This is a genomic window from Acidovorax sp. LjRoot74 (assembly GCF_964254355.1).
In the GTDB taxonomy this organism is placed as follows: Bacteria; Pseudomonadota; Gammaproteobacteria; order Burkholderiales; family Burkholderiaceae_C; genus Acidovorax.
Genome location: NZ_CAXUTI020000001.1, coordinates 4,789,433 through 4,815,241 on the forward strand (window position 1 = coordinate 4,789,433; position 25,809 = coordinate 4,815,241).

Annotated in this window: 22 protein-coding genes and 3 pseudogenes; 13 read left to right on the plus strand and 12 right to left on the minus strand. The window is 57.8% G+C overall.

What is annotated here, in order from left to right:
• The first annotated feature begins 39 nt into the window (after nt 1–39).
• The 7 genes and pseudogenes from ACSQ3O_RS22740 (at nt 40) to ACSQ3O_RS22770 (ending at nt 10,244) form a co-directional block, all read left to right on the plus strand.
• Complete coding sequence (locus ACSQ3O_RS22740) at nt 40–840, plus strand: TnsA endonuclease N-terminal domain-containing protein (RefSeq protein ID WP_158603295.1); 801 nt, start codon at nt 40–42, stop codon at nt 838–840.
• Nucleotides 837–3,041: a hypothetical protein gene (locus ACSQ3O_RS22745; protein ID WP_436140579.1), complete on the plus strand. Its 2,205-nt coding sequence runs from the start codon at nt 837–839 to the stop codon at nt 3,039–3,041. Before ACSQ3O_RS22740 ends, ACSQ3O_RS22745 begins: the two co-directional genes overlap by 4 nt.
• Complete coding sequence (locus ACSQ3O_RS22750) at nt 3,038–4,432, plus strand: ATP-binding protein (protein WP_056642864.1); 1,395 nt, start codon at nt 3,038–3,040, stop codon at nt 4,430–4,432. Before ACSQ3O_RS22745 ends, ACSQ3O_RS22750 begins: the two co-directional genes overlap by 4 nt.
• 32 nt (nt 4,433–4,464) lie before the next feature.
• A complete protein-coding gene (locus ACSQ3O_RS22755) occupies nt 4,465–6,330 on the plus strand; it encodes a TnsD family Tn7-like transposition protein (RefSeq protein ID WP_436140580.1) in 1,866 nt (621 codons plus the stop codon).
• Between the two features lie 36 nt (nt 6,331–6,366).
• Nucleotides 6,367–6,825 (plus strand): annotated as a pseudogene (locus ACSQ3O_RS22760) (TniQ family protein); the annotation flags it as partial.
• Between the two features lie 84 nt (nt 6,826–6,909).
• The gene (locus ACSQ3O_RS22765) at nt 6,910–8,214 is read left to right on the plus strand and encodes a hypothetical protein (RefSeq protein WP_436141181.1); all 1,305 of its coding nucleotides are present in this window, start codon (nt 6,910–6,912) and stop codon (nt 8,212–8,214) included.
• 829 nt (nt 8,215–9,043) lie between these two features.
• Nucleotides 9,044–10,244 (plus strand): annotated as a pseudogene (locus ACSQ3O_RS22770) (IS3 family transposase).
• Between the two features lie 480 nt (nt 10,245–10,724).
• On the opposite strand, the gene ACSQ3O_RS22775 reads toward ACSQ3O_RS22770, so the two are convergent.
• The 3 genes from ACSQ3O_RS22775 to istA (ACSQ3O_RS22785) are packed head-to-tail and all read right to left on the minus strand — an operon-like array spanning nt 10,725 to nt 13,866.
• A complete protein-coding gene (locus ACSQ3O_RS22775) occupies nt 10,725–11,486 on the minus strand; it encodes a hypothetical protein (protein ID WP_436140581.1) in 762 nt (253 codons plus the stop codon).
• A gap of 60 nt (nt 11,487–11,546) precedes the next feature.
• On the minus strand, nt 11,547–12,350 hold the full coding sequence (gene istB, locus ACSQ3O_RS22780; protein WP_436138810.1) for an IS21-like element ISThsp10 family helper ATPase IstB: 804 nt from the start codon (nt 12,348–12,350) through the stop codon (nt 11,547–11,549).
• Nucleotides 12,340–13,866: an IS21 family transposase gene (istA, locus tag ACSQ3O_RS22785; protein ID WP_436138811.1), complete on the minus strand. Its 1,527-nt coding sequence runs from the start codon at nt 13,864–13,866 to the stop codon at nt 12,340–12,342. Before istA (ACSQ3O_RS22785) ends, istB (ACSQ3O_RS22780) begins: the two co-directional genes overlap by 11 nt.
• 95 nt (nt 13,867–13,961) lie before the next feature.
• Here istA (ACSQ3O_RS22785) and ACSQ3O_RS22790 point away from each other — a divergent pair, with 95 nt between their 5' ends.
• Nucleotides 13,962–15,554, plus strand: coding sequence for a DUF7017 domain-containing protein (locus ACSQ3O_RS22790; protein ID WP_436140582.1), 1,593 nt, complete (start codon nt 13,962–13,964; stop codon nt 15,552–15,554).
• A 262-nt stretch (nt 15,555–15,816) separates the two neighbouring features.
• Here the strand turns inward: ACSQ3O_RS22790 and ACSQ3O_RS22795 are convergent, their stop codons facing one another.
• The 6 genes from ACSQ3O_RS22795 to ACSQ3O_RS22820 all read right to left on the minus strand — a co-directional run bounded on the left by ACSQ3O_RS22795 (nt 15,817) and on the right by ACSQ3O_RS22820 (nt 19,313).
• Entirely contained in the window at nt 15,817–16,185 is a 369-nt protein-coding gene (locus ACSQ3O_RS22795) for an HNH endonuclease (protein WP_082564900.1), read from the minus strand.
• Between the two features lie 188 nt (nt 16,186–16,373).
• The gene (locus tag ACSQ3O_RS22800) at nt 16,374–16,619 is read right to left on the minus strand and encodes a hypothetical protein (protein ID WP_199227788.1); all 246 of its coding nucleotides are present in this window, start codon (nt 16,617–16,619) and stop codon (nt 16,374–16,376) included.
• 22 nt (nt 16,620–16,641) lie between these two features.
• A complete protein-coding gene (locus tag ACSQ3O_RS22805; RefSeq protein ID WP_020228492.1) occupies nt 16,642–17,259 on the minus strand; it encodes a 5' nucleotidase, NT5C type in 618 nt (205 codons plus the stop codon).
• A gap of 82 nt (nt 17,260–17,341) precedes the next feature.
• Entirely contained in the window at nt 17,342–17,842 is a 501-nt protein-coding gene (gene lspA / locus ACSQ3O_RS22810) for a signal peptidase II (RefSeq protein WP_137747719.1), read from the minus strand.
• 113 nt (nt 17,843–17,955) lie between these two features.
• The gene (locus ACSQ3O_RS22815; RefSeq protein WP_020228494.1) at nt 17,956–18,270 is read right to left on the minus strand and encodes a DUF3703 domain-containing protein; all 315 of its coding nucleotides are present in this window, start codon (nt 18,268–18,270) and stop codon (nt 17,956–17,958) included.
• Nucleotides 18,267–19,313, minus strand: a complete 1,047-nt coding sequence (locus ACSQ3O_RS22820; protein ID WP_056642836.1) for a cation transporter — start codon at nt 19,311–19,313, stop codon at nt 18,267–18,269. The genes ACSQ3O_RS22815 and ACSQ3O_RS22820 overlap by 4 nt, the downstream gene beginning before the upstream one ends.
• Nucleotides 19,314–19,389: 76 nt before the next feature.
• Here ACSQ3O_RS22820 and cadR point away from each other — a divergent pair, with 76 nt between their 5' ends.
• From cadR to ACSQ3O_RS22840, 4 genes are all read left to right on the plus strand, one after another.
• On the plus strand, nt 19,390–19,827 hold the full coding sequence (gene cadR, locus ACSQ3O_RS22825) for a Cd(II)/Pb(II)-responsive transcriptional regulator (protein ID WP_020228496.1): 438 nt from the start codon (nt 19,390–19,392) through the stop codon (nt 19,825–19,827).
• A 213-nt stretch (nt 19,828–20,040) separates the two neighbouring features.
• Nucleotides 20,041–21,687, plus strand: a complete 1,647-nt coding sequence (gene istA / locus ACSQ3O_RS22830) for an IS21 family transposase (RefSeq protein ID WP_374258795.1) — start codon at nt 20,041–20,043, stop codon at nt 21,685–21,687.
• A gap of 5 nt (nt 21,688–21,692) precedes the next feature.
• A complete protein-coding gene (gene istB / locus ACSQ3O_RS22835) occupies nt 21,693–22,457 on the plus strand; it encodes an IS21-like element helper ATPase IstB (RefSeq protein ID WP_374258801.1) in 765 nt (254 codons plus the stop codon).
• A gap of 48 nt (nt 22,458–22,505) precedes the next feature.
• Entirely contained in the window at nt 22,506–23,153 is a 648-nt protein-coding gene (locus ACSQ3O_RS22840) for an SOS response-associated peptidase (RefSeq protein ID WP_436141167.1), read from the plus strand.
• On the opposite strand, the gene ACSQ3O_RS22845 is transcribed toward ACSQ3O_RS22840, so the two are convergent.
• The 3 genes from ACSQ3O_RS22845 to ACSQ3O_RS22855 form a co-directional block, all read right to left on the minus strand.
• Nucleotides 23,150–23,578: a hypothetical protein gene (locus tag ACSQ3O_RS22845; RefSeq protein WP_436140583.1), complete on the minus strand. Its 429-nt coding sequence runs from the start codon at nt 23,576–23,578 to the stop codon at nt 23,150–23,152. The genes ACSQ3O_RS22840 and ACSQ3O_RS22845 overlap by 4 nt on opposite strands.
• The gene (locus ACSQ3O_RS22850; RefSeq protein WP_108499779.1) at nt 23,575–24,231 is read right to left on the minus strand and encodes a tyrosine-type recombinase/integrase; all 657 of its coding nucleotides are present in this window, start codon (nt 24,229–24,231) and stop codon (nt 23,575–23,577) included. The genes ACSQ3O_RS22845 and ACSQ3O_RS22850 overlap by 4 nt, the downstream gene beginning before the upstream one ends.
• A 233-nt stretch (nt 24,232–24,464) precedes the next feature.
• The gene (locus ACSQ3O_RS22855) at nt 24,465–24,707 is read right to left on the minus strand and encodes a hypothetical protein (protein WP_056642833.1); all 243 of its coding nucleotides are present in this window, start codon (nt 24,705–24,707) and stop codon (nt 24,465–24,467) included.
• 119 nt (nt 24,708–24,826) lie between these two features.
• On the opposite strand from ACSQ3O_RS22855, the pseudogene ACSQ3O_RS22860 reads away from it, so the two are divergent.
• Nucleotides 24,827–25,501 (plus strand): annotated as a pseudogene (locus ACSQ3O_RS22860) (DDE-type integrase/transposase/recombinase); the annotation flags it as partial.
• Nucleotides 25,502–25,809 lie beyond the last annotated feature (308 nt).

The following is a 25,809-nucleotide window of genomic DNA, read 5'->3' on the forward strand; positions in this document are numbered from 1 at the left end:
TTTTATGGACTTTTTTGGTGATTCCCTCAGAATGGACGCGTGCATTGGAAACCAGACCCCCTCCTCTACCCCAGCCATTTAAGAGCACGCGTCAAGAGGGGACGAGGCCTGCTCCAGGGCGCCGAGTACCTGCCTTGGCTTTACATACGCGACGTTCCTTCACGCGGCACTTCGTTGGGTGGGCATGGCATCGTTACGGGTCGCCCGCATCAAGGTCTTTCCGATCTGGAGGCCACCTATCTGTACCTTATGGAACGTCGTGAGAGTGTGGTGGACATTCGAGAGCAATGGCCTATCTTGGATTTGGATAGGACTCTAGAGCTCTGTACGGAACTTGAGGTTCGACACATATATAAGAGAGGGTTGCCGGAGCCCTTCACGATCGACTTTCTGATCACGGAACTGACGGCGGACGGAAAGAGCTACCGTGCAGCGAGCGTTAAGACTTCTGAAGATGCGGCCGATCCGTCAAAGAGATTGCGTTTAGAGGTGGAGCACAGATGGTGTCAAGAACGAGGCATACCTTGGACGTTGGTAGATACGTCGCGCTTCAATAAGACACTACTTGAAATCCTGCGCTTCATGCGTGGGTGGTTTCGCCATCGTTTCAATCCGGAAACACAACTTGATCCACGCTTCTTACTTGCTTTCGAGAGCTTCTACAAAAGCAACGAGTTGCTCAGTGAGTTAGTGGCAAGGCTCACCAAGACTCTTCGACTCCCCAATTCGCAGGTGCTGGACATGTTTCGGTACTGTGCTTGGTCAGGTCAAATAGATATCTCGCTTGGTCATCCGTTGGCGCTCAATCGACCACTGTTTTTGAATCAGAAGAAGCGATGACTGATTTTCGTGCGCTACCCAATCAGCCAACCCTTCATGTAGGCTTGGCACTGCATGACTCCGAACGACCAGGTCGGTATCTTCGCCTAACTCATATTTTTGAGGATGGGGTATATGCGATGTGGGTGGGCACACCCGAAGAAGCCAGGTATGCCAAACGACCGATTTTCTATTCTTGGAATCAACTTAGCGCGCTCACCTCACCTACATCGAAATGGGGTCGCATAGTACTTCCACAACAGCTCTCCGTGCCAGCCGAAAGCGGTAGTTCTCAGGCAGGAAAAATTCAATCAGCATGGGTCCAGATCGCGCCTGTAATACAAGCATTTGAAAATAGGACGAACCTATCGAGACATCACTTTACCGCCTTAATTCGAGAGAGAGCTTTAAGCATAGACGTTGCGGAAAAGACGCTGCACCGTCTCATCCTTCGTTACTACTACTTCGGCAGCACAAAAATAGCACTGGTTGCACTGCCTCGCGGCCCCAAGCGCACCACGAGGGGTCGTGAAGAGTCAGGTGAAAAAGACCATGCAAATGGCGAAATTCCGGATAAGGCCAATAATCGCCGCGGCCGGAAAACTATTCTGAGCGATGAACTAGGTCCTAATAATTTTGTTGTCACTCCGGATGATGTCGACGACATGCTCAGATGCTATAAGCAATTGCTCAGAAAGGGGCCAACAAATAAGACCACTGCGCACGAAACCTACTTAAGCACTTTTTTCCAGAAGAGCCACCCTGATACTTATCGCCAGTACATAAAAAAACAGATATCAGAGCCAGTAACCTATCGCCAGTTTTGCTACTACATAAATGGTGAGTTGCAGCTTACGGAAGACTTAGCACGAAATGAGCGCAGGCTTCGTCGTGACCCTGCCAACACCAACTCGCTAGTTTCGGCAGGTCCAGGTGAAATATATGAGATCGATTCTACCGGAGGGCGACTCTACCTAGTCTCCAGCGAAAAAAATCCTGTAGTGGTAGGCAAACCAACCATTTACTTCCTAATTGACCGGTGGAGTAGATTTGTCGTCTCAGCGTACATCTCTTTGCGCGCGCCTTCGTACGAGGAAGTTCGCAATACGCTCTTAATTGCATTTACCTCTCGCGAAAAACGCTTCTCGAGATTGGGCATAGAAGTTTCTGACAATCAATGGCCTATAGGCTGCATTCCAGCCGTTATCTGTCCTGATCGTGGATCCGACTTCATGAGTGGATCTATGTTGCAAAGCGTGGTCGATGATCTGCGCATCGACCTGACGCCACTCCCCCCTCTATGCCCAGACGGCAAAGCAATAGTAGAGAGGCTAATCCGCACTATCAAGCAGCGCATGGCGGCATCGGGGATGAAAGGTGTTTACGCAGACCGTCCCTTAGATCCTCAATCAAGAAGGGCCGCACGTAAGGCTGAAGCTGCTGCAGTGCACACACTTGCGGATGCGTACCGAGCGTTAATCGAAATTGTGAAGGACTACAACAACCGTCCCCATCAAGCCCTCAAGCGTCGAAAAATCCTTACACAACACGGCATCGAACCTACGCCGAAAAATGCGTATGTTTGGGGACTCGAAAACATAACGGGACTTCGGTCTGCACCGTACACGGAAGAAGACTATTACCGACTGTTACTCAATTCAGATAAAGCGAGTATTTCAGGAGGTGTTCTTCGCTACAAGACTCGTGCATATCATCCCTCTAACGAGGCCGCAATCGACTACATCAGGCGATCGCCCAGAAACAGGCCTTCTCTGGACATCCGACTCGACAAGACGCAGCCAGCGGTAATCATGATAGCGAGCAGACACGGCGAATGGCCGTGTTTCGTGATGGGCGCTGGTGACGCAAGGGACAGCGAAGGAATTTCAATTGACGAGGAGGAGGCCTTCGCGGCTGTCAATGCACGCCTTTGGGCCCGCTCCGACCATGAAAGTCGACGCGTACGGGTTGCCGCAAAGGCGGCCAAGCCTGTCAACAACCGGCATAAGAGCGCCCACGCCGAACGTTTACCTAATGTTGATATGCAACGAGCTAGGTATCAAGAAACCGCAAAACTCAAAAACAAGTTGCATGCCCAAACACACACAGAGTTCGAAGAGCACACGGCCAGTGCGTCCGTTGGGAAAAGCTGGAGTGAAGTGGAGCGAGAGGAGAAGGCTCGATTGGTAGAACTAGTGAAGCTAAACAGGAGCAAGCGATGAAGGATGTTGAGATATTCCCTGCGGTGTATCACGATACAGGAGTTTCTCGATTTGCAGGCAATCCGTTCATTGAGGCAATGCCGCCTCTGGAGCAAAGCAAAAGTGACTTTCTGACTAACCTCGCGCACTACCCAGCGAAGCCGTCGGCAACGCTTCGCAGGAGTAGCGAGGTCGTTCGACTGATGGAGCTGTCCACCATCAACGACATCGTCTACCCTTTCCCTGAATATCAAAAGGCTGGCTTCACCCTGGCCAAGATGGCCCGCGACACTTATGTAGCGCGCCACCCTTTGACTACGATGGACCGGCAGAGGAGGCACGCCATTGCCACCACCGGAACCAATGGTCTACCAATGCCCGCTGACTGGAAACCTTCGGCTAAAGGCTACTTCATGATGTCTGTTAGCGGGCAAGGCAAGACTACTTTCGCAGCTGCAGCTTTGCTGAGATACAAGCAGGTTATTTGCCACTCGAATTATCACGGAGCTGATCTGAAATGCCATCAGGTCGTATACGTTCTTCTCAGAGTGCCTCACGACGCAACACTCAAGTCGTTGTGCCTGCAATTCTTCAACGAGATCGACCGACTGCTAGGAACCGACTATTCGCGGAAGGCGGCAGCGCTACGCAATATTGCGCCCATGGTCGACTTGATGAACAAAGTCGCAACAGCTGTCTCCTTGGGCTTTATTGTCGTTGATGAAGTTCAGAATTTGCGCAGCGCGCGCGCCCAAAATGCGGAGCTTGTACTAAACCTATTCAGTGAAATCATTGAGCGGCTCGGCATTAGCTTGTTGGCGCTTGCAACACCAGCGGTCCAAGCTGTCGTAGAAGGAGCGGTACGAAACACCCGCAAACTCGCTTCCTTCGGGAGCTTGGTAATTGAGCCGATGGCAAGGAATAGCCCTCAGTGGGAAGAATTCTGCGATACGTATTGGGACTATACGTTTGTCAAGACAAAGACAAAGCTGACGAAAGAAATCCTTGATGCTTGGTACACGGCCTCAGCGGGAAATACGGCCTTCGCGGCGCTCGCGTTCACACTATCTCAGCACAATGAGATTGGCGGGCGCGAAATTATCGACGCTACTGCGTTTCAGCGAACCGCGGCGACTGACATGGCATTTCTTGGACCGGCAATTGCAGCCTTGCTCAGCAAGAACCCTGCAAAGCTTCGAATGTTTGACGATCTGCTGTTCAGTCCTAGGTACAAAGCTATGCGCGCCCTGCTTGGGGCAGAGGAGCCTGCTCGACCCAAAGGGGTAAAAAACGATGAGTTTGACGATGTACACGAAGAGAGCGTGCCCCCCAGTCCCGCTGCGACAAAGAACAAAAAAAGGGCCTCGCCTCGGCCGGTTGACCTCCCCTTAGAGGATCCGCTGGCCCGCTGAGACTACTTGCTGATTGACTGGAGTTAGCAAACGTGCACCGCGCTCGCCTCGCTTCAACAACTATCTGCTACACGCCTGAGCTGCTCCATGACGAACTGCTGTATTCATGGCTGTGCAGGTTAGCAATCTTGAATGCGTGGGGAACGGGCCGAGACGCAGTGAGGAAAATTTTTGGTGGCAGGACGGTTACACCCAGCCTTACCCTTCCCACTCACTTCGATGCCATGAACGAGCGATACGCGGGGGCGCTGCCACACGACTCTTTCGCCGCTCTTATGGAAGCCAGTACGCTGCTACCGTATCACAGGCCGTTCTTGGATCACGAGCGCTATGCACAACTAATGGAGGACTCGCGCTCAAGTAACTCCCTTGACTTGAAACTGCGGCTTGGTCTCGTTGCAAACCGGTTCGGAATCAACACGCCACACCGCTTTTGCCCCGCATGTGTAGCCGAAGATATTGAGATGAACGGCTGCCACTACTGGCATCGGCAGCACCATCTACCCGGAGTGAACTGCTGCGTCCGCCATTCTCTGCAGTTGCAACAACAAAGTGTCCCAAAGGAAGGCCTATTTGGCCAACCCCTAATGTATCCAGGCCTTCCTAGCGGCGAGGAATGCATAACCCCTGAATGTGGTTTTCAATTCCGATTTGCGCAACTATCAGCGGATCTCCTGCTGGCAGCACTACCGCCGATAAACAAAGCCGATCGCACCAACGTATATCGAAACCGCCTGTCGGCAAAAGGCTTTCAGTCGAGCCGTCGAAGCCTCGACTACCAATTAGTTGCAACTGAGGTGAGGCACTACTTTGCCGACTTCGCTAACTTTCAGCATCAATCACGACTGCTGCAGACCGCCAGAAGTCCTTTGCGCTGGATTGAAGATCTGGTTGAGCGTCCTGACCGCTCATTGCATCCGATATGCCACCTGCTGATGATTGATTTTTTATTTGGCTCCATAGCAGAGTTCAGCTTGGCAGTTGACGCAGAGCGGTCTTCACGCGAAGCGACACGAGGAAGTGCGCACGCGATTCCTCGTGGTGAGACAAAGAAATCCCTACAAGTACCAGGCCTTGAAATAGAACATCTCCTACGCAACCCGTCATTGTCCTGCCGTCAGATAGCTCAACAAACGGGCAAGAGTGTCGGCACCATCGTCAAGTATCGTAGACAGCGAAAAATCGAAGTGAAAGAGCGTCGTAAATTCGTCGGCGCCCAAACTCGAACTTCGATAGGGCACGACTTGTTGTCAGGTTTGGAATTGCAGTCTATTGCCCTTCGTAATGGGGTTTCCGTGCAAACTATATATCGGGAATTAGCGTACGAGAAGGGCACCAAACTGCACCGCCAACGTTCACTTTTCATGGCACAACGAACGTCTCGGCGTGACCGGTGGATGGGAGTGTTAAAAACGCCTGGCGTTGAGGGAATCTCCAAAGCAAGGTCTCTGGGCTTTTCTGACTATGCTTGGCTCTATCGACATGATCGCAGTTGGCTACTTACTTCCAATGCGCAATATCGCAAATCGGTGAGCACGCGTGGTACGGTGAATTGGCCGGCCCGAGATCAGGAGCTCTGCTCGAAAGTTCTCACTAGGATGATCTTGCTATTAAGGGCTGAACCACCCATGCGAATCTCAGTAGCTCGGCTTTGCTCAGGGCTGGGGCAATCCTCTCAATGGCGCCGCGACAAACTACCCCACTTTAAGGCGCTCTTATCACGTTTTTCGGAGACACCTGAGTCGTTCAGAATTCGGAGGGTTAACTTCGCAATCGATTTTTTAGTGCAACGAGAGTCCGACATTAAATTATGGAAAATTCAGCGTGCTGCAGGCCTTCGTATATGGCCTGCGGACCTTATCGCGTACGCTCAACGACGAATCAACGAGCACACCTAAAGGTCTTGGGCACCAACTAACTCTCTAAGCCCCTTCATGGTATTCCTGCCATACGTTCCCACCCCTTACCCAGACGAAGTTCTGTGCTCGGTTCTCACAAGATTTGTAGTTCACAATGGTGAGAGTGTTTTTCGAAAAATATCAAATTCTGTAGCCCACCTCAGTCCCAATCTTTCAATTTATCAGGCAAGCCCGCCTCATCCTGCAGTCGTAGCATTCATCACCGATCAAATGGGGCTACCAGGAAATGAAGTCACCGATAGGTTAACTACAAGTCAATTCTTTCGAGTATTCAACACGGCTCACAAGAGACCGCTGGACCTAGAGACAGCGGGGTATGGAACACGAAGTGGGAGACTTCGGTCCCTTGGATTCATTCCTTGCAATCACCAACCCGCTGTGCGTTTCTGTCCATCCTGTCTTGATGAGGACTTCAAAAAATACGGTGAGCCCTATCTTCATCGAATTCATCAGATGCAGCCCGCATTGACATGCACAGTTCATGAAGAATGGTTAAGAATTTCATGCCCCAAGTGCAAAATGCTTGTTGTGCCAATTAACAGAATGGTACTTCGACCTATGCCCATCGTCTGCGAATGCGGCGCGGATCTACGGTCATTGCCGGTCAGAAAATCGCCAGTAAGCAGTGCCTTCAAGCGATTGAGTAAATTTTGTGCGGATTCAATTTTTTCTAAAAATTCACTGTGGTCGCACGCTCAAGTCAAGTCCGCCGCCAGCGAAGCTCTTGGACTATCGCCGCATGACTTCTCCACAGGATATATCAAATCTCTTATCAAAGTTTACGGTAAGCCAATCAGCATTTCTCCTCACAAATTCGTTATCGCGCCGCCGAGCAGCGACTGCCATCTCAGACTCAATCTGGATTTGGGGAGGTTTAAAGCTGAGGACTTTGCATCCCTCTTCACTGCCGCTGGACTAACCTTCGACGAATCCGCACTATTAATTTCAAAAAATAGAACTGTCGGCATTCACATCAAGCAAAGGAGTCCGAAGTACGTCTACGGTTTGAAGCACGCCGAAGAAGTCCTCCTGAACTTTTCAAAAGCATACCCAGGCGAGGTGGCTACGAAATTCCAGAGATCTCACCCTCGACTCTACTGGCTCCTGAGGATCCATCATCCAGATTCGATTAAAAGATGGTGTCCAAAGTTGAAAACACTGCCGCCGATTGAGAGCGATAGAAAGAAGTTAGGTCGACTATTAAAGAAGAATGGAGATTTTAAAAAAATATTCGCCAGTGCATCGCGCCCCCTCTTTAGAGCAATTGTAAGGGACCAGAACTGGCTGATAAGCACCGCAAAATTAAGCCCATCAGATTTTACAGCCCCCCCACTCAAACCGATCACCAAACTTACATCAGCAAAAATCCCTGCCTCCAAAAATTTGAGCACTCCCACCAACAGAAAAAAAGAACATAAAAATCCAAAAATAGATGACATTGAAAGAGACCTCGTATTCGCATTAATGAAGGCGATTCGCATAGAACGGCGCCCTCATAAGATCACCAGATCAAGACTTTCTCAACTATCATCAAGAGGAGTTTCTTCAATTACCAGAGCAACCCCACCCGGCAGTAGGCTGCACACGATGATAAGCAAAATCAACGCCGACAAAGATCGTAGATTGGCACTGTGGGCAGCACAAGCGTTAGCTCTTGCAGAGACAAATATGACGCCTACAACAGTTCTGCTAGCGGCAGGGCTCAACACGACTTCCCGTAACAGGGAACACGCGCGCTCTGCAATCGATTTGCTTTCAAGCGGATTAAGTCGTCAAGCAATTCGTGAATCTTTTAACACAGACCCAGAGCAGATAGCCCGATTACACCGCCTCAACCGAGTCGACTTAAAACCTCTGAATTAATACAAGCGACATCTTCTAGTCAAATATCGCGAATAATCATCTGACTAAAATCCTTCAACTGCTCTGCGGAGGCGGCTTGCCGCCGATGCTGATATTCCGCCCCCGACGAACCCGACCTCCTCAGCGCCTAGAACTTCGAGGGGGCCACGACGGCATTTACAGCACCATCAAACACATAAATTATGACGACAGGGCGTAATTCACTCGTCGGCTGAACCTAAAAAGTGAGACATCAATTAAGTGATGCAGCAAAAGTGACTAAATTGACGATTACCCACAGGACCAACCGTTTTAAAAGCAATTGTCTTAGTGGCCATACAGGAGGCATGTGACGGCAGAGGTATATTGCTGCGGAAGCTAGATGCACTTGACCACAAAGTACACTGCAAGGTGACCATGCGTTCCGTGTCTACTTGACCAGACCAGGGTATGGTGCCGGTTAAAGTTGCTGGGTATAAAAATGGTTCCTGTGCTCCGGCCAACATCAGATCTACCACGAGATGTGGCGTAAGCCTACTGGCGTTCGCTACGAGCATGCGGGAGATACTGGCGGACAATACGCCACGCAACTCGTGCCCACCCAATCACATGATTTCTAAGCCCCCAGAGTCCATGGAGCCTAAAACTAAGCTCAAGGCGCTCCTCCATAGGATTCATACCCAGGTTGACACAACGTTCTCTGGACTGGGGGTCATTGTGTGGGATGGCGTGTCTACGATACCAATCCTCCCTATGCGAAGTGAACAGCCAAGGGGCATCCATGACTGACCTTGCCCCTGAAAAGTGGAGTTCTTAGTCCTTGTTGAAAATACCGACAAGGAGTCAAGGAATGACAGCAGCAAAGCAGGTGCGTGCGCAGTACACGCAGGAGTTCAAGTTGGAGGCGGTCCGCCAGGTGAGCGCCGGTCAGGCCATTGCTGTGGTGGCCAAGGTGTTGGGGATCCCCAAGGCCAGTCTGGGCAATTGGGTTCGCCAGGCAGCCAAAGGCGCGTTGAGCGGCGCTGGGGGCGATAACAAGGCCGTGGGGGTCTCGCCCGAGCAGATGGAGATAGCGCGTTTGCGAGCGGAAGTTGCGCGCCTGAGGATGGAGCGCGACATCGCAAAAAAAGCCGCGGCGTACTTCGCGCAGGACACGCTGCGAGGTACGCCTGGATTCACCAAATGAGGCAGCAGTACCCGGTGAGCGTCTCCTGCGGCGTGCTGGAGGTCAGCGCCAGCGGCTACTTCAACTGGCTGCGCCGCCCACAGGACATCGCTGGCAGGCCCGGCGGGCGCCACAGCGACGAAGCACTGCTGGCACACATCCGCGCCATCCACGCCGAGGTCAAGGGGGAATACGGCTGGCCTCGGATGCACAAGGAACTGCTGGCCAGGGGCATCCGGGTGGGCAAGGACAGGGTGCGCAAGTTGATGCAGCAGCACGGTATCCGTGCCAGAACCAAGCGCAAGTTTGTGGTCACCACCGACAGCCGCCACAGTCTGCCGGTGGCACCAGACTTGGTGCAGCGGCGCTTTACCCCCGAGGCACCCAACCAGCTGTGGAGTGGAGACATCACCTACATCGCCACCGACGAGGGCTGGCTGTACCTGGCTGCGGTCATCGACCTGTTCAGCCGTCAGGTGGTGGGCTGGAGCCTGCAGCCGCACATGCAGGCGGGCCTGGTCAAGGACGCGCTGGCCATGGCGTGGTGGCGGCGGCGCCCGCCGACTGGTCTGATATTCCACAGCGACAGGGGCAGCCAGTATTGCAGCGGCGAATTCCAGGATGCTTTGAAAGACTGGAAGATGCGTTCCTCGATGAGCAGGAAGGGCAACTGCTGGGACAACGCGCCGACCGAGAGCTTCTGGGGCCGCCTGAAAACGGCCAGCGTGCATGGACACAAGTTCGCCACGCGAGAGCAGGCCAAACAGGCTGTGATGGACTGGATGGCTTTCTACAATCACCGCCGGCTTCATTCCTCGCTGGGCTACCTCAGCCCATGCAGTTCGAGCAACGCTGGTACGAGGCACAGCGTAAAAAGGCCGCGTGAACCGTGGGTTAAGAGCTACACGAAACAGGGGCAAGGTCATCTTGCGCCTGCCGGTTTTTCCAACCTTCTTGTAGTTCTTGGTGCCACCTTCAAAGAGCCAGCGATCATGGGGATCGTCTCCAGCCTCTTCCCAGGCCTGCGACTCGATTTGCTCCCAGTAGACATGCCGAGGGTGTCGCCACCAGACGATGATGCGTCGTCCATTGAGGATGAAGCCCACATCGTCCCACCACGACAGGCTTGTCTCCGTCATATTCCAATAGGCATGGGGGATGAAAAGGCCGCCTTCCGACAGGCGCCAGGGGTGCATGCGGTGGTACTCCCGCATCCGCCTTCCCAGTGATTCATAGTGTGGACTTTTCATGTGCGGGCATTTGTTCCTGGCGGTCGTGAACGCTCTGAACGTCGGTCCTCAGTAGCTGCGTTCACGGGAAAACCTACTTTCGGACAGATACCAATATCTGACGCAGCTTGCGCGTTTCAATTCTTTTTCACAATGATGGGATGCGCTGCTTCACAGCCCATGATCGCAGCGCTCACCATCGCAGGCGAGACGCCAAGATCCGACAAAAAGGCTTCGTACGTTGACCTCGCACAGACGAGCTTTTCATAAGACCCCGGGGTCCACGCAAACCGCCCCAATTCATGGGCACGGGAAAGAAATTGGAGCATATCTTCAGCGTCGCCATCTCTATAGAAGAGTGACTCCAGCGCATCCAAGTAGATCGCTTCTGGCTCTACGTGATGGACAAATATTTCATATCGATTCGCCCATGCAAATGCGTGCAGAGCGAGCGTTGCACTTGATAAATCAAGACTCCATGCCTCCAATCTATCCGCGCGAAGAAATTCTGTGTCGGCCGCAAGTCCAAAAAGTATCCGATGCACCTGGCTCGCAGAAAGGTCTCTCAGATCCGACAGGGTCTCTGCATCAGGCCTCGGCGGCTTATCCATCCACGCGTCAAACGCTGGTGGGGAGAAACTATCCAAAACGCGCCTCATCTCGACGCGCTCGCTATCACTTGAGATATCCCAACTTAGCTTCAGATCCGAGGAGAAAGTTGAATAGATCCGGCCCGCACGTGGACTCCAGAGCAAGTGAAGAAGCTCCATGAGCCGCTCGGCGGCAATGGCCTTCAAAGTTTCCCAGTCCACAGAGCCGTTGCCGACAGCTAGCGCGGCCACATCGACGGCGTCAAAGTGCAAGTGCAAGTTGGTGATCGGGATGTTGTTGATTTCCACGCAAAGCTGACCCACCATTTCCATCGAATCTTGACCCACCCTGGTTCGTGAGCTTTGCGCTCACGTTGTGGATAAGTTCTTGGTCGCCTTCTCCTTCTTGGTGGTCTGTGGTGGTTGCTGTGCGGAGCTATTCTTGAACCGGTAGCTGTCATTGCCGGTCTCAAGAATATGGCAGTGATGCGTGAGCCGGTCCAGCAATGCCGTGGTCATCTTGGCATCCCCGAACACACTGGCCCATTCGCTGAAGCTCAGGTTGGTGGTGATCACGACGCTGGTGCGCTCGTAGAGTTTGGACAGCAGGTGGAACAGCAAGGCGCCTCCTGATGCACTGAACGGCAGGTAGCCCAACTCGTCCAGAATCACCAGATCCACATATGCAAGCCGGTGGGCCATCTGCCCTGTCTTGCCTTGGGCCTTCTCTTCTTCCAGCGCATTGACCAACTCTACCGTGGAGAAGAACCGCACCCTTCGGTGATGGTGTTCAATGGCTTGCACTCCGAGGGCTGTGGCAATGTGGGTCTTGCCTGTGCCCGGCCCGCCCACCAGCACCACGTTGTTGGCATCCTCCAGGAACTCACACCGGTGCAACTGGTGCACCAGTGCCTCGTTCACCTCACTGTGGCCGAAGTCGAAGCCTGCCAGGTCCCGGTACGCGGGGAACCTGGCCACCTTCAATTGGTAAGCAACCGAGCGCACCTCCCGCTCGGCGGTCTCAGCCTTGAGCAGTTGGGACAGGATGGGCTGTGCTGCCTCGAAGGCCGGCGCACCTTGCTCAGCCAGTTCCGCAACCGCCTGGGCCATGCCGTGCATCTTGAGCTCGCGCAGCATGATCACGATGGAAGCGATGGCAGGGTCATGACGCATAGCGCACCTCCCTCAATTGGTCATAGCGCAGCACGTTGGCCTGGGGTTCCACAGACAGCTTGAGGGCCTGGGGCGAGGTGACCGGTGCTGGGGCGGGCTTACCGTCCAGCAGGCGGTGGAGCACGTTCAGGATGTGGGTCTTGCTGGCAGCCCCTGACTCCAGTGCCAACTCCACTGCAGCGAGCACAGCTTGTTCATCGTGGTGCAGCACCAGAGCCAGAACCTCCACCATCTCCCGGTCGCCGCCGGGTTGCTTGAGCAAGGTGGCGTGCAGTCGCTTGAAGGCCGCTGGCAGTTCTAGGAACGGAGCGCCGTTGCGCAAAGCTCCTGGTTTGCGCTGCAGCACCGCCAAGTAGTGGCGCCAGTCGTACACGGTCTGTCCCGCACCATGGTGGTTACGCTCGATCAGACGCTGGTGCTCGCACACGATCTGGCCTTCGGCGGCGACCACCAGGCGATCCGCGTAGACCCGCAGGCTCACCGGCCGATTGGCATACGGTGCCGGCACGCTGTAGCGATTGCGCTCGAAGTGGACCAGGCAGGTGGGCGAGACGCGCTTGGTGTGCTCCACAAAGCCATCGAAGAGCCTTGGCACAGGCATCAAGGCTGCCCGCTCCTCGGCCCAGACATCCGCGACGGTGCCCGGCAGCTTGCCGTGCTCGATCTCGTGCCACAGCGCCACGCAGCGCTCCTCAAGCCAGGCATTGAGATCGGGCAGGCTCGGGAATGGCGGCACCACCTGCCACAGGCGATGGCGGGCGTCGCGCACGTTCTTCTCTACCTGGCCCTTCTCCCAGCCCGAAGCCGGGTTGCAGAACTCTGCCTCGAACAGGAAGTGACTGACCATGGCAGCAAAGCGTGCGTTGACATCTCTCTCCTTGCCCCGGCGCACGCGGTCTACGGCGGTGCGCATGTTGTCGTAGATGCCTCGGCGGGGCACACCGCCCAGCACGACGAACGCATGGTTGTGGGCATCGAACAGCATCTCGTGCGTCTGCAGAAGATAGGCACGCAGGTAGAACGCCCGGCTGTGACTGAGTTTGAAGTGAGCCACCTGCAGCTTGGTGCGCACGCCGGCGAGAACAGCCCAGTCCTCGCTCCAGTCGAACTGGAAAGCCTCACCCGGACCGAAGGCCAGGGGAACGAAGGTGCCGCGGCCGGTGGTCTGCTGGGCCACAAGGCGCTGCTCGTGCCAGAGGCGGGCAAAGGCCGCTACGCGGTTGTAGGAGCCGGTATAGCCCAGGCCCCGCAGATCGGCGTACATCTGCTTGACGGTGCGCCGCTGCTTGCGGGACCGGCCCGCTTCCGTCTTGAGCCAGCCGGCGAGCTTCAAGGCGAAGGGATCGAGCTTGGATGGACTGACCCGCTTGGCATAGTGCGGCTCGGCCTCGCCGGCGCGCAGGTACTTGCGGATGGTGTTGCGCGAGAGGCCCGTGCGGCGGGCGATCTCCCTGATGGACAGCTGCTCTCGCAGGGCCCAGCGCCTGATGACACTCAGTGTTGCCACGTCTATCACTCCTGGTCTCCTGCTGCTCAACAAAGCAGCAGGTTAGGGTTAGTACGTGGGTCAGGTTTGGATGGAAATCCCGGGGGTTAGTGGGTCACTTCTGCGTGGAAATCAACACCGATGACTTCAAACTGCGGACGCAGATTGACTGGGCGTTCTATGGTTTGGTCAAGAACCATGTGTCTTCCATAGTTTCCAAGCTCAAAGGAGGGCAGCCAGCCCCCAACGCGGTTGTCAATCAAATTCATCAGGCGTTACGCCGTTACGCGCGGCAACCGAAGCGCCGGCCTGACAACGCGCTATCCAATATCTTGCGCGAGTTGTCGAAGATCGCTCCGCACTTTCCATTCTTCCCCGGGTTTATACGGTGGGTGGGCTTCGACGGCCTCGGTGCGGAAGATTGGCAGTACAACCAGCTCGATGAAAATCGTTTTCCGCCCATCGCCCTTGGAATTGCCCGTGGCTTGGCGAAGTGGATGAAGGCATTCCCTGATGCGGCCCAAGAGGATATTGATCTGGCGCTTGAATGGATCGACCGCGTGCGGCCCGTGGCCGAGGGTGACGATGCCCTATGGATGGATTGGGACAGAGTTTATCTGCTGCGGCGCGTCCATCGCCATGCTGAGGCGGCCGGAGTTCTTGGTCCAGTCATCAAGGCGAAGAGAAATGAGTTTTGGGTATGGGCCGAGGCGACGAGACTGTATTCAGAGGAGCAGCCAGACCTCGCATTAGCGTGCGCGTGCCGGGCCTTGGAATGTGGTTCAGACCCCAAGTTCACTGTGAAGGTTCACCGTGAGCTTGCCCAGATGTTGGCAGATCGCGGTGAGTTTGCTCAGGCAAGCAGCGAACTGGCGTCGGTGATATCGCTCCGGCAAGAACAAGGTTGGGGAGTCGATGCGGAACTTCAGGACCTGATCAACAGCAGTTGGTATGACCCGTCAGCACAAGGTGCTGAAAGGGCAAGTGACTTCTATGCCCACCACTCCCAGGACGCACTGGTACTGTGTTTCGATTCTGTGGATGTGAAACCTGCGACCTATTTGGGAACGATCGTGCCGCAGCAGCCCAAGGATGCTGAGCCGGGAAGGAAGGTCCGACCTCTTCCTCGTTTCGCTATACGTGAATCCAATGGTGCGTCGGTCAGTATTGTTGGCCCGGGCGTTCGTTGCAGGAATATCAAGATCGGAGATCCCGTAACGCTAGTTCTCGGCAGGCAGCGGGACAGTGATCGCGACGCAATTGTTCAAGTTTCGGTTCGGTCGGACGGGGCCAGCTGGGACTGCACCGATTCGGGGAAGGGTCTGGTAACCCGCGAGGCAGCAGATGATAGGCGGGCAAAAGTCTTTGTTGATCGGGACCTTGAGGTTGGAATCGACGGCGAGGCTTGGATCGGGTCACACTCCCCCAAAGTCGGCGAAGGCGTTCGTTTTCGGGTGACTGAAAACCGCAAGACGGGCCGAAGGGACCTTTTCGCCGTTGAACCAGGTCCTCGTCCAGATGCTGATGTCAAGATGACAACGGGTCACTTGAAGAGGAACCCCAAGGGGTTCGCTTTTGTCGATGATGCCTTTGTCCCTCCTTTTATGGTTGAGACGGTCCCGCCGGAAGTCGATACCGTGGTTGCCGTACTGGTGTACGCGAAGCACCCGAAAGAGGATAGATACGGATGGCGAGCCGTCGCAATCAGCGCAGCGTGAAAAACGTTTCCGCAGCAACCCGCGCCAATGCTCATAAGCTCGGGAGGCCAATCGGCACGTGGTCAACCACCCCCAGCAGAATGCCCCACACCACGCTCTGTTGGAGTTCTGTCATGTGCGCCAGCCAGATCTCGCGAACAAGCGTCCAGGGAAGTAGTTGGATTCACCTGGTGACTGGTGCAGCCAGCTAGCAGTTGCTGATGGCCTTGATTTGGATCGCCGCAATCAGCCTGAAACTGAATAAGCAATTCTGGGTTAATTTTCACCGGCTATGGTTTGCGTGTAAATCAACAACTAGCCTGCCTGCTGGGTGCCAGCACCCCTTTTTCATCAAGCTTTGCACGCGCTGCCGATATCTCAATGAATCTGGCGCTTTCTCCTCACGTCCCCTGTGCCGACGGGAATTGCACCACCAGCAGGCGGCGACGATGTTGGGCGCTACATCGCGGCCTTGCTGTTGGCGCGCAGTGAGATGCTCTGCAGTGCACCGAAGGAACTTACGCCACCGTGTGGGCGCGCTTGATTGCGAAAGTTCAGGAAGCGTGGGCTCAATCATTTTTAGCCCGCAGTAAAAGCAGCAGCCCTGTTGGGCGATCGCGGACTGGATACGGAGTTTGGCCAGCTTGTTCATTTGGCAGCAGGGGTAGTGTTGAAGCTACTCCCGTTGCCGATATCCGGACAGGTCGGGCGCCGGGGCATCGCACCACTCGGCTATGCGCCAGGTAACCCGGACGCGGCCGGGTTCGCGTTAGCCCGGACAACCAATAATTTATATCGCTGCGTCCAGTCGGCGCAAGTACCGGCTGTTGCACGCATGCGTCATGCTGACTCAACAGGTAACTCGACTTGCTGCGCCGGATCCTTCGCCCTGTGCACAAACAGCTCCACCGGTGGCACCTTGATCAGCGACTCTGCCCGTTCGATGGTGCCGTGCAGCCAAGTGTCCCAGTCCCCCTTTTCCAGCGGAACCACCGTACGTTTGTCCTGCATGTCCGGCGCGCGCTTGGGGTCAGGCCTGTGCATCAGGTTGAGCACCGGCACTTCATCGCAGTTCTGCGAGATCATGGTTTCTCAACAGCAGTAACTGTTACCGGCACTTATCACCAGCGCGCTGCGACCACCAATTCGCAAACGCAAGAAGGTCGGCGTGATGCGAATCCGTGTGTACCAACAGGTCGCCCGCGTTGGGCGACCCGGTAATCCCACGCAAAATCAATGCGCGATGGATCGCGGCATCGACGCCCACGAAGTACGGCAAGTAGTCGTCGACGAAGGCGATCGGCTTTAGGGAGTTGAGCGTGTCGGCCTTAGGGCTCGCGGCCGTTGCCACGTTGTCGGTGGCATGGACCAGGTGAATCGGGAATCCGTGCAGTCTCAGGTTGTGCTCGCGAGCTGCCCTGAATTCCGCAGGCAAGGCCGTGACGCATACCAGTTCGTAGCCCGCCGCGGCGAGCTTGTGGCACGCCTCAATCGCTCCTGGAACCGGCGGGATCGATGACCAGAACTCGTTGTCGAAGGCCCGCCGAAGCAGATCAAGCCTATCCCCTTCAACTCGCTCCACTTCCCATCTGTCGATGGGCCAGTAGGCGAGCGGATCGCGCTCGCCAGGGTACGTGCCGAACGCCTTCTGCCAAGCGCTGGCATAGGCCAAGCCGTAGTCCAGGAGGACTCCGTCAGCGTCAAGCGCGATGATTCCTTTGGTCATCAGGAAGTTTCGCACAGCAGAGCACGCCTGCACGCGCGGGTTGGGGGGCTCCCTTGTTGTCGGGACTGCTAAGCGGCAACAGTTACGTGTGCCTTCGAGAGGATGTGTTTGCCTCGCGGTGCCCCAGAACTGACGATGCAATGAGACCAACGGCGCCACCAACGATGGCCATGTTGGCGATGTTGAATGCCGGCCAGTGCCAGCCGTGCAGGTGGAAGTCCAGATAGTCAATCACGGACCCGCGCACAGCCCGGTCGAAGGCATTGCCCAGGGCGCCGCCCAGGATGAGGCTATAAGCCAAGCCCTCGAGGCTGCGCACCGGCTTGGCGAGCAGCCAAGCGAGCCAGGCCGACGCGCCCAGGGCGATGGCCAGGAAGAACCAGCGTTGCCATCCGCCGGTGCCGGCCAGGAAGCTGAAGGCCGCGCCGGGGTTCAGTACGTGGACCAGGCTGAAGAACGGTGCGACCTCGCGCGACCAGCCGAGCAGGGTGGTCAGATGAATCCAGGTCTTGGCAGTCTGGTCTGCGGCAAAGACTACAAGCGCAAGGCAATACCAGCGAGCTGGTCGGTTGACATACTTCATCGTTCTTGTTGGTTAGACCAGATCGCAGGGCCGTGGTTGGATTCAGCGCGTTGCCGCACCGTGCTCGGCCGTGAGTGCTATTGACGCGGACAGAATTTCAGCGAGTTCCGGTCTCACAGCATTGGCGCGAAGGCACTGACCGTGGCCCGGCCAGGGTTGCCAAGCGGCAGCCTGCCCGAGAGGTGGCCAAGCGGCACCAGCAGGATCCTAAACAGCTGGCCCGCGGCTTCCCGCACGTCACGCTCACGCGCGGCCAGGGCCAGCATGTACCAATGACTCCGCAGATGAAGCCAGAAGCGCTCTTGGCCAAGCACGTGCGCGGCCTCCAGGACCTTCCACCGGTCAGGTCCTCGGGATCTCGCCCGCTCCACGAGGTGAGCAAATGCTGCCCCGCGCTGCCGATCGTCTATGGCTGTCAGGTTCGTCATTTGAGACTCAGGATGCGCCGGGCACCGTTCAAGACGATCAGACCCACCACGGTGCCGATGACCAGATCAGGGTAGTTGGATCCGGTCATGGCCACCAGGAAGCCAGCCAGGATCACGCCCGCATTGGCGATCACGTCGTTGGCCGAGAAGATGTAGCTTGCCTTCATGTGCGCACCGGCATCCCGCTTCTTGGATATCAAGACCAGGCAGATGACGTTGGCGATCAGGGCCACCAGGCCCATCCCCATCATCAGGCCCGAGACAGGTTCGCTCCCGGCGATGAAGCGTCGAACGACCTCGCTGAGTGCCATGAGCGCAAGCGCCAGTTGCAACCAGCCCGCCGTGTGAGCCGCACGCGTCTTAAGGGCAGCTGCTCGGCCGACGGCAAACAGGGACAGCCCATACACCGCAGCGTCGGCGAACATGTCGAGCGAGTCGGCGATGAGCCCGGTCGATTGAGCGATGAAGCCCATCACGATCTCGATCACGAACATGGCCGCATTGATCGAGAGCAGTATCCATAGCAGCCTGGCCTCTGCCGCATTGTCAGGCGGGTCGATTTCATCGTCGTCACCCATGACCGCGTCCGATTCCAGCAGCTTGGCGCCCAGACCCAACGGCTCCAGGCGTTGCAGGACCTGCGCCACCGGAGCGCCATGCACTGCGGTCAGCTTGCGGTTGGCCAAGTCGAAGGACAGGGATTTCACCCCGGGAACGTCTTGCAGGGCCAACTTGATCATGTTCTCTTCCGATGGGCAATCCATCTTCGGGACATGGAAGGTGCTCTTGAAGCTGCCGGCGGCGCTATCGTCTACCGCGGCCGAATGCACCAGCTTCGCGCCCAAGCCCAGCGGTTCGAGACGCTGCAACACCTCGGCGACCGGCGCGCGATGCACGGCCACCAGCTTTCGGCCCGGCAGGTCGAAGGTGAGCGACTGGACGCCTTCGACGCTTTGCAAGGCCATCTTGATCATGTTCTCCTCGGACGGGCAATCCATCTTCGGAACGGCAAAGGTACTTTCGAATTTTGTGGTGGCGCTCATGGGTATTCCTCGGACTGCATAATTGGAAACCCTCTAGCAACTACAAAGTCAAGCCCGCTGCAAGGGCGGCTCATCCATGAAGATCGGCGACCTGGCCAAGGCCACCAATACGCTTCCCGAAACGGTCCGCTTCTACGAGCGCGAGGGACTGCTGCCGTCCCCCGCCCGGACCGAGGGGAACTACCGCAGCTACACGGCTGAGCACGCCCAGCGGCTCGCCTTCATTCGGCACTGCCGCAGCCTGGACATGACGCTGGCTGAGATCCGCACGCTGCTGCACTTCAAAGACGCTCCTTCCGAGAATTGCGGCGTCGTGGATGAGCTGATTGCAAGTCACATCGAGCAGGTCGTGGTCCGCATCCGGGAGCTGAAGGCGTTGGAAGCCGAATTGCGCTCACTGCACCGCAGCTGCTCGGTTGGCCGTGCCGCGGTCAACTGCGGCATCCTGGGTGGACTTGAGCGCGCGGCCAAGCAGAATTCAAAGAATGTGCGCTCGTTACCACTCGGTTCTTGACGCAGCGCGGCTGCGCGAATTCTTTCGAGCCATCCGCGACAGCGGCTTGGATGTTCTCCCCGGCGGCCACCCAAACTGCCCCACTTATGGCCACCCAAACTGCTCCACCTGGCCGGGGTGAGTTGACCCATTGATTTCGGTGAGTCAGGCGCCTCAGCTCTGACGTGCAGGACGTAACTTCCACCCCCTTGATCACAAGGGGGGATTCACGAGGTGAACGTCTTGAAGCCACATCTACAAACCACGATCTGGACGCTCCTGCGCGCGGGTAACACCCAGCGCGAGATTGAGCGCCGCACCGGCATCTCCCGCCACACCATCCGCGCCTGGGCTAAGCGCTTTGAGGCCCAGGGCGATCCGCCGCCCCCGTCGCCTGACGATTCAAACTGCCCCGGGGTGGCCACCGACCTGGTTGTGCCCCTGGCCAGCCAAACTGCTCCACCCCGGCCACCGGCTTTACTGCTGGCGCCTGCGCCGGCGGCCACCTCGCTGTGTGAGCCCCACCGCGCCTTCATCGAAGCTCAGTTGCGCTTGGGCCGCAATGCCACGGCCATCTACCAGGACCTGGTCGATGCCCACGGCTTTGCTGCACGCTACAACTCCGTCAAACGCTTCGTGGCGCGCATCCGGGTGCGTGAGCCTGAGCAGTTCGACCGCCTGAGCTTCCTGCCCGGCGAGGAGATGCAGGTGGACTTCGGCGAAGGCGCGCCCACCCGCGTGCCCGGCACCGACCGCTGGCGCAAGCCACGCCTGTTCGTGGCCACGCTTCGGTATTCGCGCCGCAGTTTCCGCCGCGTGGTCTGGAATTCTGGCCAACAGGTCTGGGCCGAACTGCACGAACAAGCCTGGCGCTACTTTGGCGGCTCGTGCCGATACGTGGTCCTGGACAACCTCAAGGAAGGCGTGCTCAAGCCCGACCTGTACGAGCCCGAGCTCAACCCCGTGTACGCCGCCACCCTGGCACACTACGAGGTCGTGGCCGACCCGGCGCGGGTACGTGACCCCAACCGCAAGGGCAGTGTCGAGAATGCCATTGGTCACACTCAGGCCACGGCACTCAAGGGCAAGCGCTTCGAGACCATTGAAGAACAGAACACCTACCTGGAGCACTGGGAGACCAAGTGGGCGGCCTCTCGCATCCACGGCTCAGAGCGCCGCCAGGTACAGGCCATGTTCGAAGAAGAGCGGCCCCACCTGCAGCCCTTGCCCACGCTGCCCATGGCGTACTTCCGTGACGAGCAGCGCACCGTGTGCGACGACGGCTGCGTGCGCGTGGCCCATTGCAGCTACGCCGCGCGGCCGGCGCACATTGGCACCAAGGTGCTGGTGCGCATCTTCGAGCGCCGCCTGGAGATTCGCGACCTACAGACCCAGGCCCTGCTGCGCACGCACACCTTGGCCGAGCGGCCAGGCACCGTGGTGCTGCCCATGGACGAGCGCGTCTTCAACCCCTCCCGCGAGACCCTCCACATCCTCAAGCAGGCCGATGCCATCGGCGTGGACGCCGCCCGGCTGTGCCAGATGCTGTTTGCCATCGAAGGCCGTGTGGGCCAGCGCAAGCTGTGGGGCATCGTGCACCTGGCCGACCGCTATCCACGCCAGATGGTCAACACCGCCTGTGCCCAGGCCATCGACGACGGTGTGCACAGCTACCGCCACGTCAAGGCCATCACCGAACGCCTGGTGGCGCAGGCTCTGGCCCAACTCGATGCCGCCCCGACAGCGACGCAGGCCGCACCCGCGAGCACCACGCAAACGCACGACCTCATCCGCAACCCACAGGAGTACGGCGAACTCTTCGCCATGGCCACAGCGGCCACGACACCCGCCATCACACCTCAAGGAGATTTCTTCGCATGACCGCCATGACCCCCCACGACATCGAGGCCACCCTGCGCAAGCTGCGCCTGTCAGGCATGGCTGAGACCCTGCAGACGCGCCTGATGCAGGCCCAGGCCGCTCAGGAGCCCTTTCTGGATACGCTCTCAGCCTTGCTGCAAGACGAACTCGACCGACGCCACAGCAGGCTGATGGCACGTCGCTTCAAGCTCTCCGGCCTGGATGAGAAGCCCTCCCTGGCCGACTTCGACTGGCGCTTCAACCCAAAGCTGCCGCGCGCAGCCTGCTTCGAGTTGCACACCTTGAAGTTCCTCAGCGAAGGCGCCAACGCCCTGATCGTAGGCAAGCCCGGCACCGGCAAGAGCCACATCGCCAAGGCCGTGGCCTACCAAGCCACCTTGCTCGGTCATGACGTGTCCTACATCGAAGCTGACAGCGAGTTCGCTCGCTATGCGCTGGCCGACGCCGACGAGCGCGCCAGTCTGCTCAAGGGCTGGGTGGCGGCCGACTTGCTGGTGCTCGATGACCTGTTCCTGGCAAGGCGCATCAGCGAGCATGCCGCCGAGTTGCTGCAGGCCCTGGTCCACCAGCGTTACAAGCTGCGCCGCTCCATCGTCATCACCTCCAACCGCGTCGTGCAGGACTGGGGTCGCTACCTGGGCGACGCGACCATGGCCACCACCATCCTCGATCGCCTCATGCACCGCTGCGCCATGCTGGAGTTCGAGGGCAAGAGCTACAGGCTCAAAGAGGCTGCTGCACGCCTGATCATCACCTCAGACCCCGCATAATCACCCCGTCCTGCCTGGAGCAGTTTGACTGGCCAACAGTGGAGCAGTTTGGGGTGGCCATCGGGGGATGTTCTCGATCGAGATGTCTTTCCAGGACGCTTTGCGCCCATCGTGAGGCGCCCGCCCGAGCTCGAATCGGGCGACGAGGCGGTTCCTGAGCGCGAGGCCGTTGTCGCGCGGTTCGGCCTGATCCCTTTCTGGGCCACCGATATGCGCAAGGTGAAGCTGACGTACAACGCCCGCTCCGAAACAGTTGCCACCGCGAGGCCGTTCCAGGCCGCTTGGAAGAAGGCCCAGCACTGCATTGTCCCGGCTGAGGCCATCTACGAGCCAGACTGGCGCTCGAACGTGCACGTGCCCACACGTATCAGCGCGGCCGACGGCAGCCCCTTGGCGATCGCCGGGCTATGGAACACTTGGCATTCGCCTGCAGGAGAGCGCGTTCATACCTTCACGCTCATGACGGTCAACGCCGACTCCCATCCCGTCATGTGCAACTATCACCGCCCAGGCGAAGAGAAGCGTATGGTCGTCCTGCTGGACGAATCCCAGTACGACGCCTGGCTGGACGCGCCCGCCGAAGGCTCGATGGACTTCATGCAGGCTTGTCCGCCTGAGCGCCTGGCAGCCACCGGCGAGCCGGTCGAGCGAGCGCCGGCTAAGGCCGTTCCTCAAACAGCTTCCCTATTCGACTAGCGTGTCGGTGCCCCGGGCACGAAGCTCACGACCTTCGCGTGGCCGGTCGCATGCAGAATCCTGACCTCCTGCCGCAGCGCTTCGGTCACCGAGGCCATGGCCTGAAGCTGCTTGCGCAGGTCCAAGTTCTCGGCGCGCAAATCACGGGCAGTCTCCTGTTCGCGTTTGAGCGCCGCCTTGAGGCTGTCCTCGCTTGCGCCGGGCTCTCGGCCGCTCAGGCGGCGAACCTCCTTCGCGACATCCGGGTAGCGGTTGTGAATCAACGCTGGAGTGACGCCGACCTCGACCGCTAGGGCTGTGATCGTCGGAACGGCCTCGGCACGCTGCAGGCGTGCCAGAGCCTCCCACAGATCGGCGGTCGTTGTGTCTCGATTGCGCCCGCGAACCTCTTCGGGCGCCTGGCGTCGGTCCCATCTGGCTTTCATAGCGGTTCGATCCCCGGCCCCAGCTGCTTCAAGACGTCTTCGACCCGGTGGAGGTCTCGTTGCACGCGCTGGACCGCTGCCGGTCCCAACTCGCGGGCCTCCACTTGGAGCTCCAGTTGGTGGGCGTGTATTGCCTGCCACGCGATCCGCTGGGAACTGTCGATCACAGAGTCATTGCAGGCGCCGCACCGCCACGGCTCATACAGACCGGCCCCGCCACAGCCATCATCCTGGGCCAAGCAGTACGAATGGCCGGTGCTGCGGATATTGATCCAATCGGCCGTCTCCTCGATGAGAGTTTCGCGGCTAGGGAAGTCGTGGGCCCGCATGCTCACGATTCGCTGGCCGGCGCGCCCCGCCAGGGGCGTATCCGCGTGGAGCCAGCCTTCGATCAGCTCGACTTTTCGGGCACTGATCTCCGTGAACAGGTCTTCAAACAGCGCGTCATCTTGCATAGGGTTCGCCGCATACAGCTGCGTCATCTCGATGCTCGAGTGTTTGAACTGCTCCTTGAGGAAGAGGACATTTCCCAGGCGATGCCGCACGAAGGTCCAGGCGTACGCCCGGCGCAGTTGGTGAGGCGAGAGGCGCCAATCAACGCCGGCGTAGGCGGCAAAGCCTTTCATCCGGCCGGCCCAATGCAGGCCGGACACGGTCCGGATCTGCGGTGTCGGGCCTGAATTGCTCAGGAACGTTTGCCCAGTCGATGCGCTTGCTGCTGGGGGTCAGGTTCGACTGCTCGAAGTAGGGCCACAGCTCCCACACGTCGTCGCGGTAACGGCTCAGGACTTGGGTGGCGCCGGCCGGGCCCGGCGCAGAGCTGACGACCAGGTCAGCTGGCGCGCCGTCAGGGGCGGTTGCCGGGGCCATCGATGGTTGTGCGTGGCTAGGCAAGTGCGCCTCCCGAGATGCGGTACCGACTCCAGAATTTCAGAGGCTTGCTGCGGGCGGCCTCTCTGGACTGGGTCACCAGTTCCTCATCGAATTTGTCCATGGTGAACAGGTCAATTTGAGTGCGTATGAGCGTGAAGTATTCAGCCCATTCGCGGGACCTCGTGTTCCTGCTCTCGGCTTCCAGGAACCAGTAGAAGCTGAAGAGGCGGTGCAGGTCTTCACTGGTGCCGACCACGGTGTAGCTGCGACAGCTGAAGCAGCTCAAGAAATACGAGCAGCGCTGGTACGAGGCACAGCGTAAAAAGGCCGCGTGAATCGTGGGTTAAGAACTACACGAAACAGGGGCAAGGTCACTCGGGCCTGGACCGGTGCCTGCGCCGCCATGGGGCGGGCAACCTCAACGCCCTCAAGCCCCAGGAGCCACAGCCTGTGCACAAGGCGTTCAAGAGCTACGAGCCTGGCTATGTGCACATGGACGTGAAGTACCTGCCCCAGATGCAGGACGAATCGCAACGGCGCTACCTGTTTGTGGCCATCGACCGGGCCACGCGATGGGTGTTCGTACAACTCAAGGCCAACAAGACAGCCGCCAGTGCACGGGCCTTTCTGAGGGCATTGCACAAGGCCTGTCCGATCAGGATCACCAAGCTGCTGACCGACAACGGCAAGGAGTTCACGGACCGCCTGTTTGCCAGCAGGGAGCGCGAGCCCAGCGGCAACCATGAGTTCGACCAGTTGTGCCAAGAACTGAGTATCGAACACCGGTTGACCAAGCCCAGAACACCGAGAACCAATGGCATGGTCGAACGATTCAATGGCCGCATTGCCGATGTGCTCAAGACCCACCGGTTCAACAGCCGCGAGGACATGGAGCAGACCTTGCTGCGCTATGTGGTTTTGTACAACCACCAGCTGCCGCAGTCAGCACTCAAGAGCAAGACGCCGATGCAAGCCATGAAGGATTGGTATCAGGAGCACCCGCACCTGTTCCACAAGCGACCCTATGATCGTCCGGGATGCGACACATAGCAGTTTATGTTGGTTGCATCACAGCCCATTCATCCGATTCAAGATGGGTTGGCCGGACGCATACAGTTGATGGAGATGCGGTCTCCGAACTGAATGGTAAATCGGGTCAGGGCAGCTTTCCAATCCCGGATGGGCATGGTGAACCGCCCCGGGGCGGTTCACACCCACCGGGCTACTCATAACGGCGCACTGTGCATAACGACTCAAAACGGTCGCTCAAACGAATAAAAATTCAGGGGACTTCTCGGTCAGATTTCCGCAGATTGCCGCCGAAACACCGTTGCACCTGCCAATGGGCTTCGGTTCGA

What these genes read in the sequence shown, in the direction of transcription:
- cadR (WP_020228496.1), top strand. Translation starts at nt 19,390, where the DNA reads ATGAAGATCGGCGACCTGGCCAAGGCCACCAATACGCTTCCCGAAACG.
- ACSQ3O_RS22845 (WP_436140583.1), bottom strand. Translation starts at nt 23,578, where the DNA reads ATGAAAGCCAGATGGGACCGACGCCAGGCGCCCGAAGAGGTTCGCGGG.
- ACSQ3O_RS22820 (WP_056642836.1), bottom strand. Translation starts at nt 19,313, where the DNA reads ATGAGCGCCACCACAAAATTCGAAAGTACCTTTGCCGTTCCGAAGATG.
- ACSQ3O_RS22815 (WP_020228494.1), bottom strand. Translation starts at nt 18,270, where the DNA reads ATGACGAACCTGACAGCCATAGACGATCGGCAGCGCGGGGCAGCATTT.
- istB (WP_436138810.1), bottom strand. Translation starts at nt 12,350, where the DNA reads ATGCGTCATGACCCTGCCATCGCTTCCATCGTGATCATGCTGCGCGAG.
- lspA (WP_137747719.1), bottom strand. Translation starts at nt 17,842, where the DNA reads ATGAAGTATGTCAACCGACCAGCTCGCTGGTATTGCCTTGCGCTTGTA.
- ACSQ3O_RS22745 (WP_436140579.1), top strand. Translation starts at nt 837, where the DNA reads ATGACTGATTTTCGTGCGCTACCCAATCAGCCAACCCTTCATGTAGGC.
- ACSQ3O_RS22805 (WP_020228492.1), bottom strand. Translation starts at nt 17,259, where the DNA reads ATGACCAAAGGAATCATCGCGCTTGACGCTGACGGAGTCCTCCTGGAC.
- ACSQ3O_RS22750 (WP_056642864.1), top strand. Translation starts at nt 3,038, where the DNA reads ATGAAGGATGTTGAGATATTCCCTGCGGTGTATCACGATACAGGAGTT.
- ACSQ3O_RS22800 (WP_199227788.1), bottom strand. Translation starts at nt 16,619, where the DNA reads ATGATCTCGCAGAACTGCGATGAAGTGCCGGTGCTCAACCTGATGCAC.
- istB (WP_374258801.1), top strand. Translation starts at nt 21,693, where the DNA reads ATGACCCCCCACGACATCGAGGCCACCCTGCGCAAGCTGCGCCTGTCA.
- ACSQ3O_RS22765 (WP_436141181.1), top strand. Translation starts at nt 6,910, where the DNA reads ATGCCCATCGTCTGCGAATGCGGCGCGGATCTACGGTCATTGCCGGTC.
- ACSQ3O_RS22795 (WP_082564900.1), bottom strand. Translation starts at nt 16,185, where the DNA reads ATGAACAAGCTGGCCAAACTCCGTATCCAGTCCGCGATCGCCCAACAG.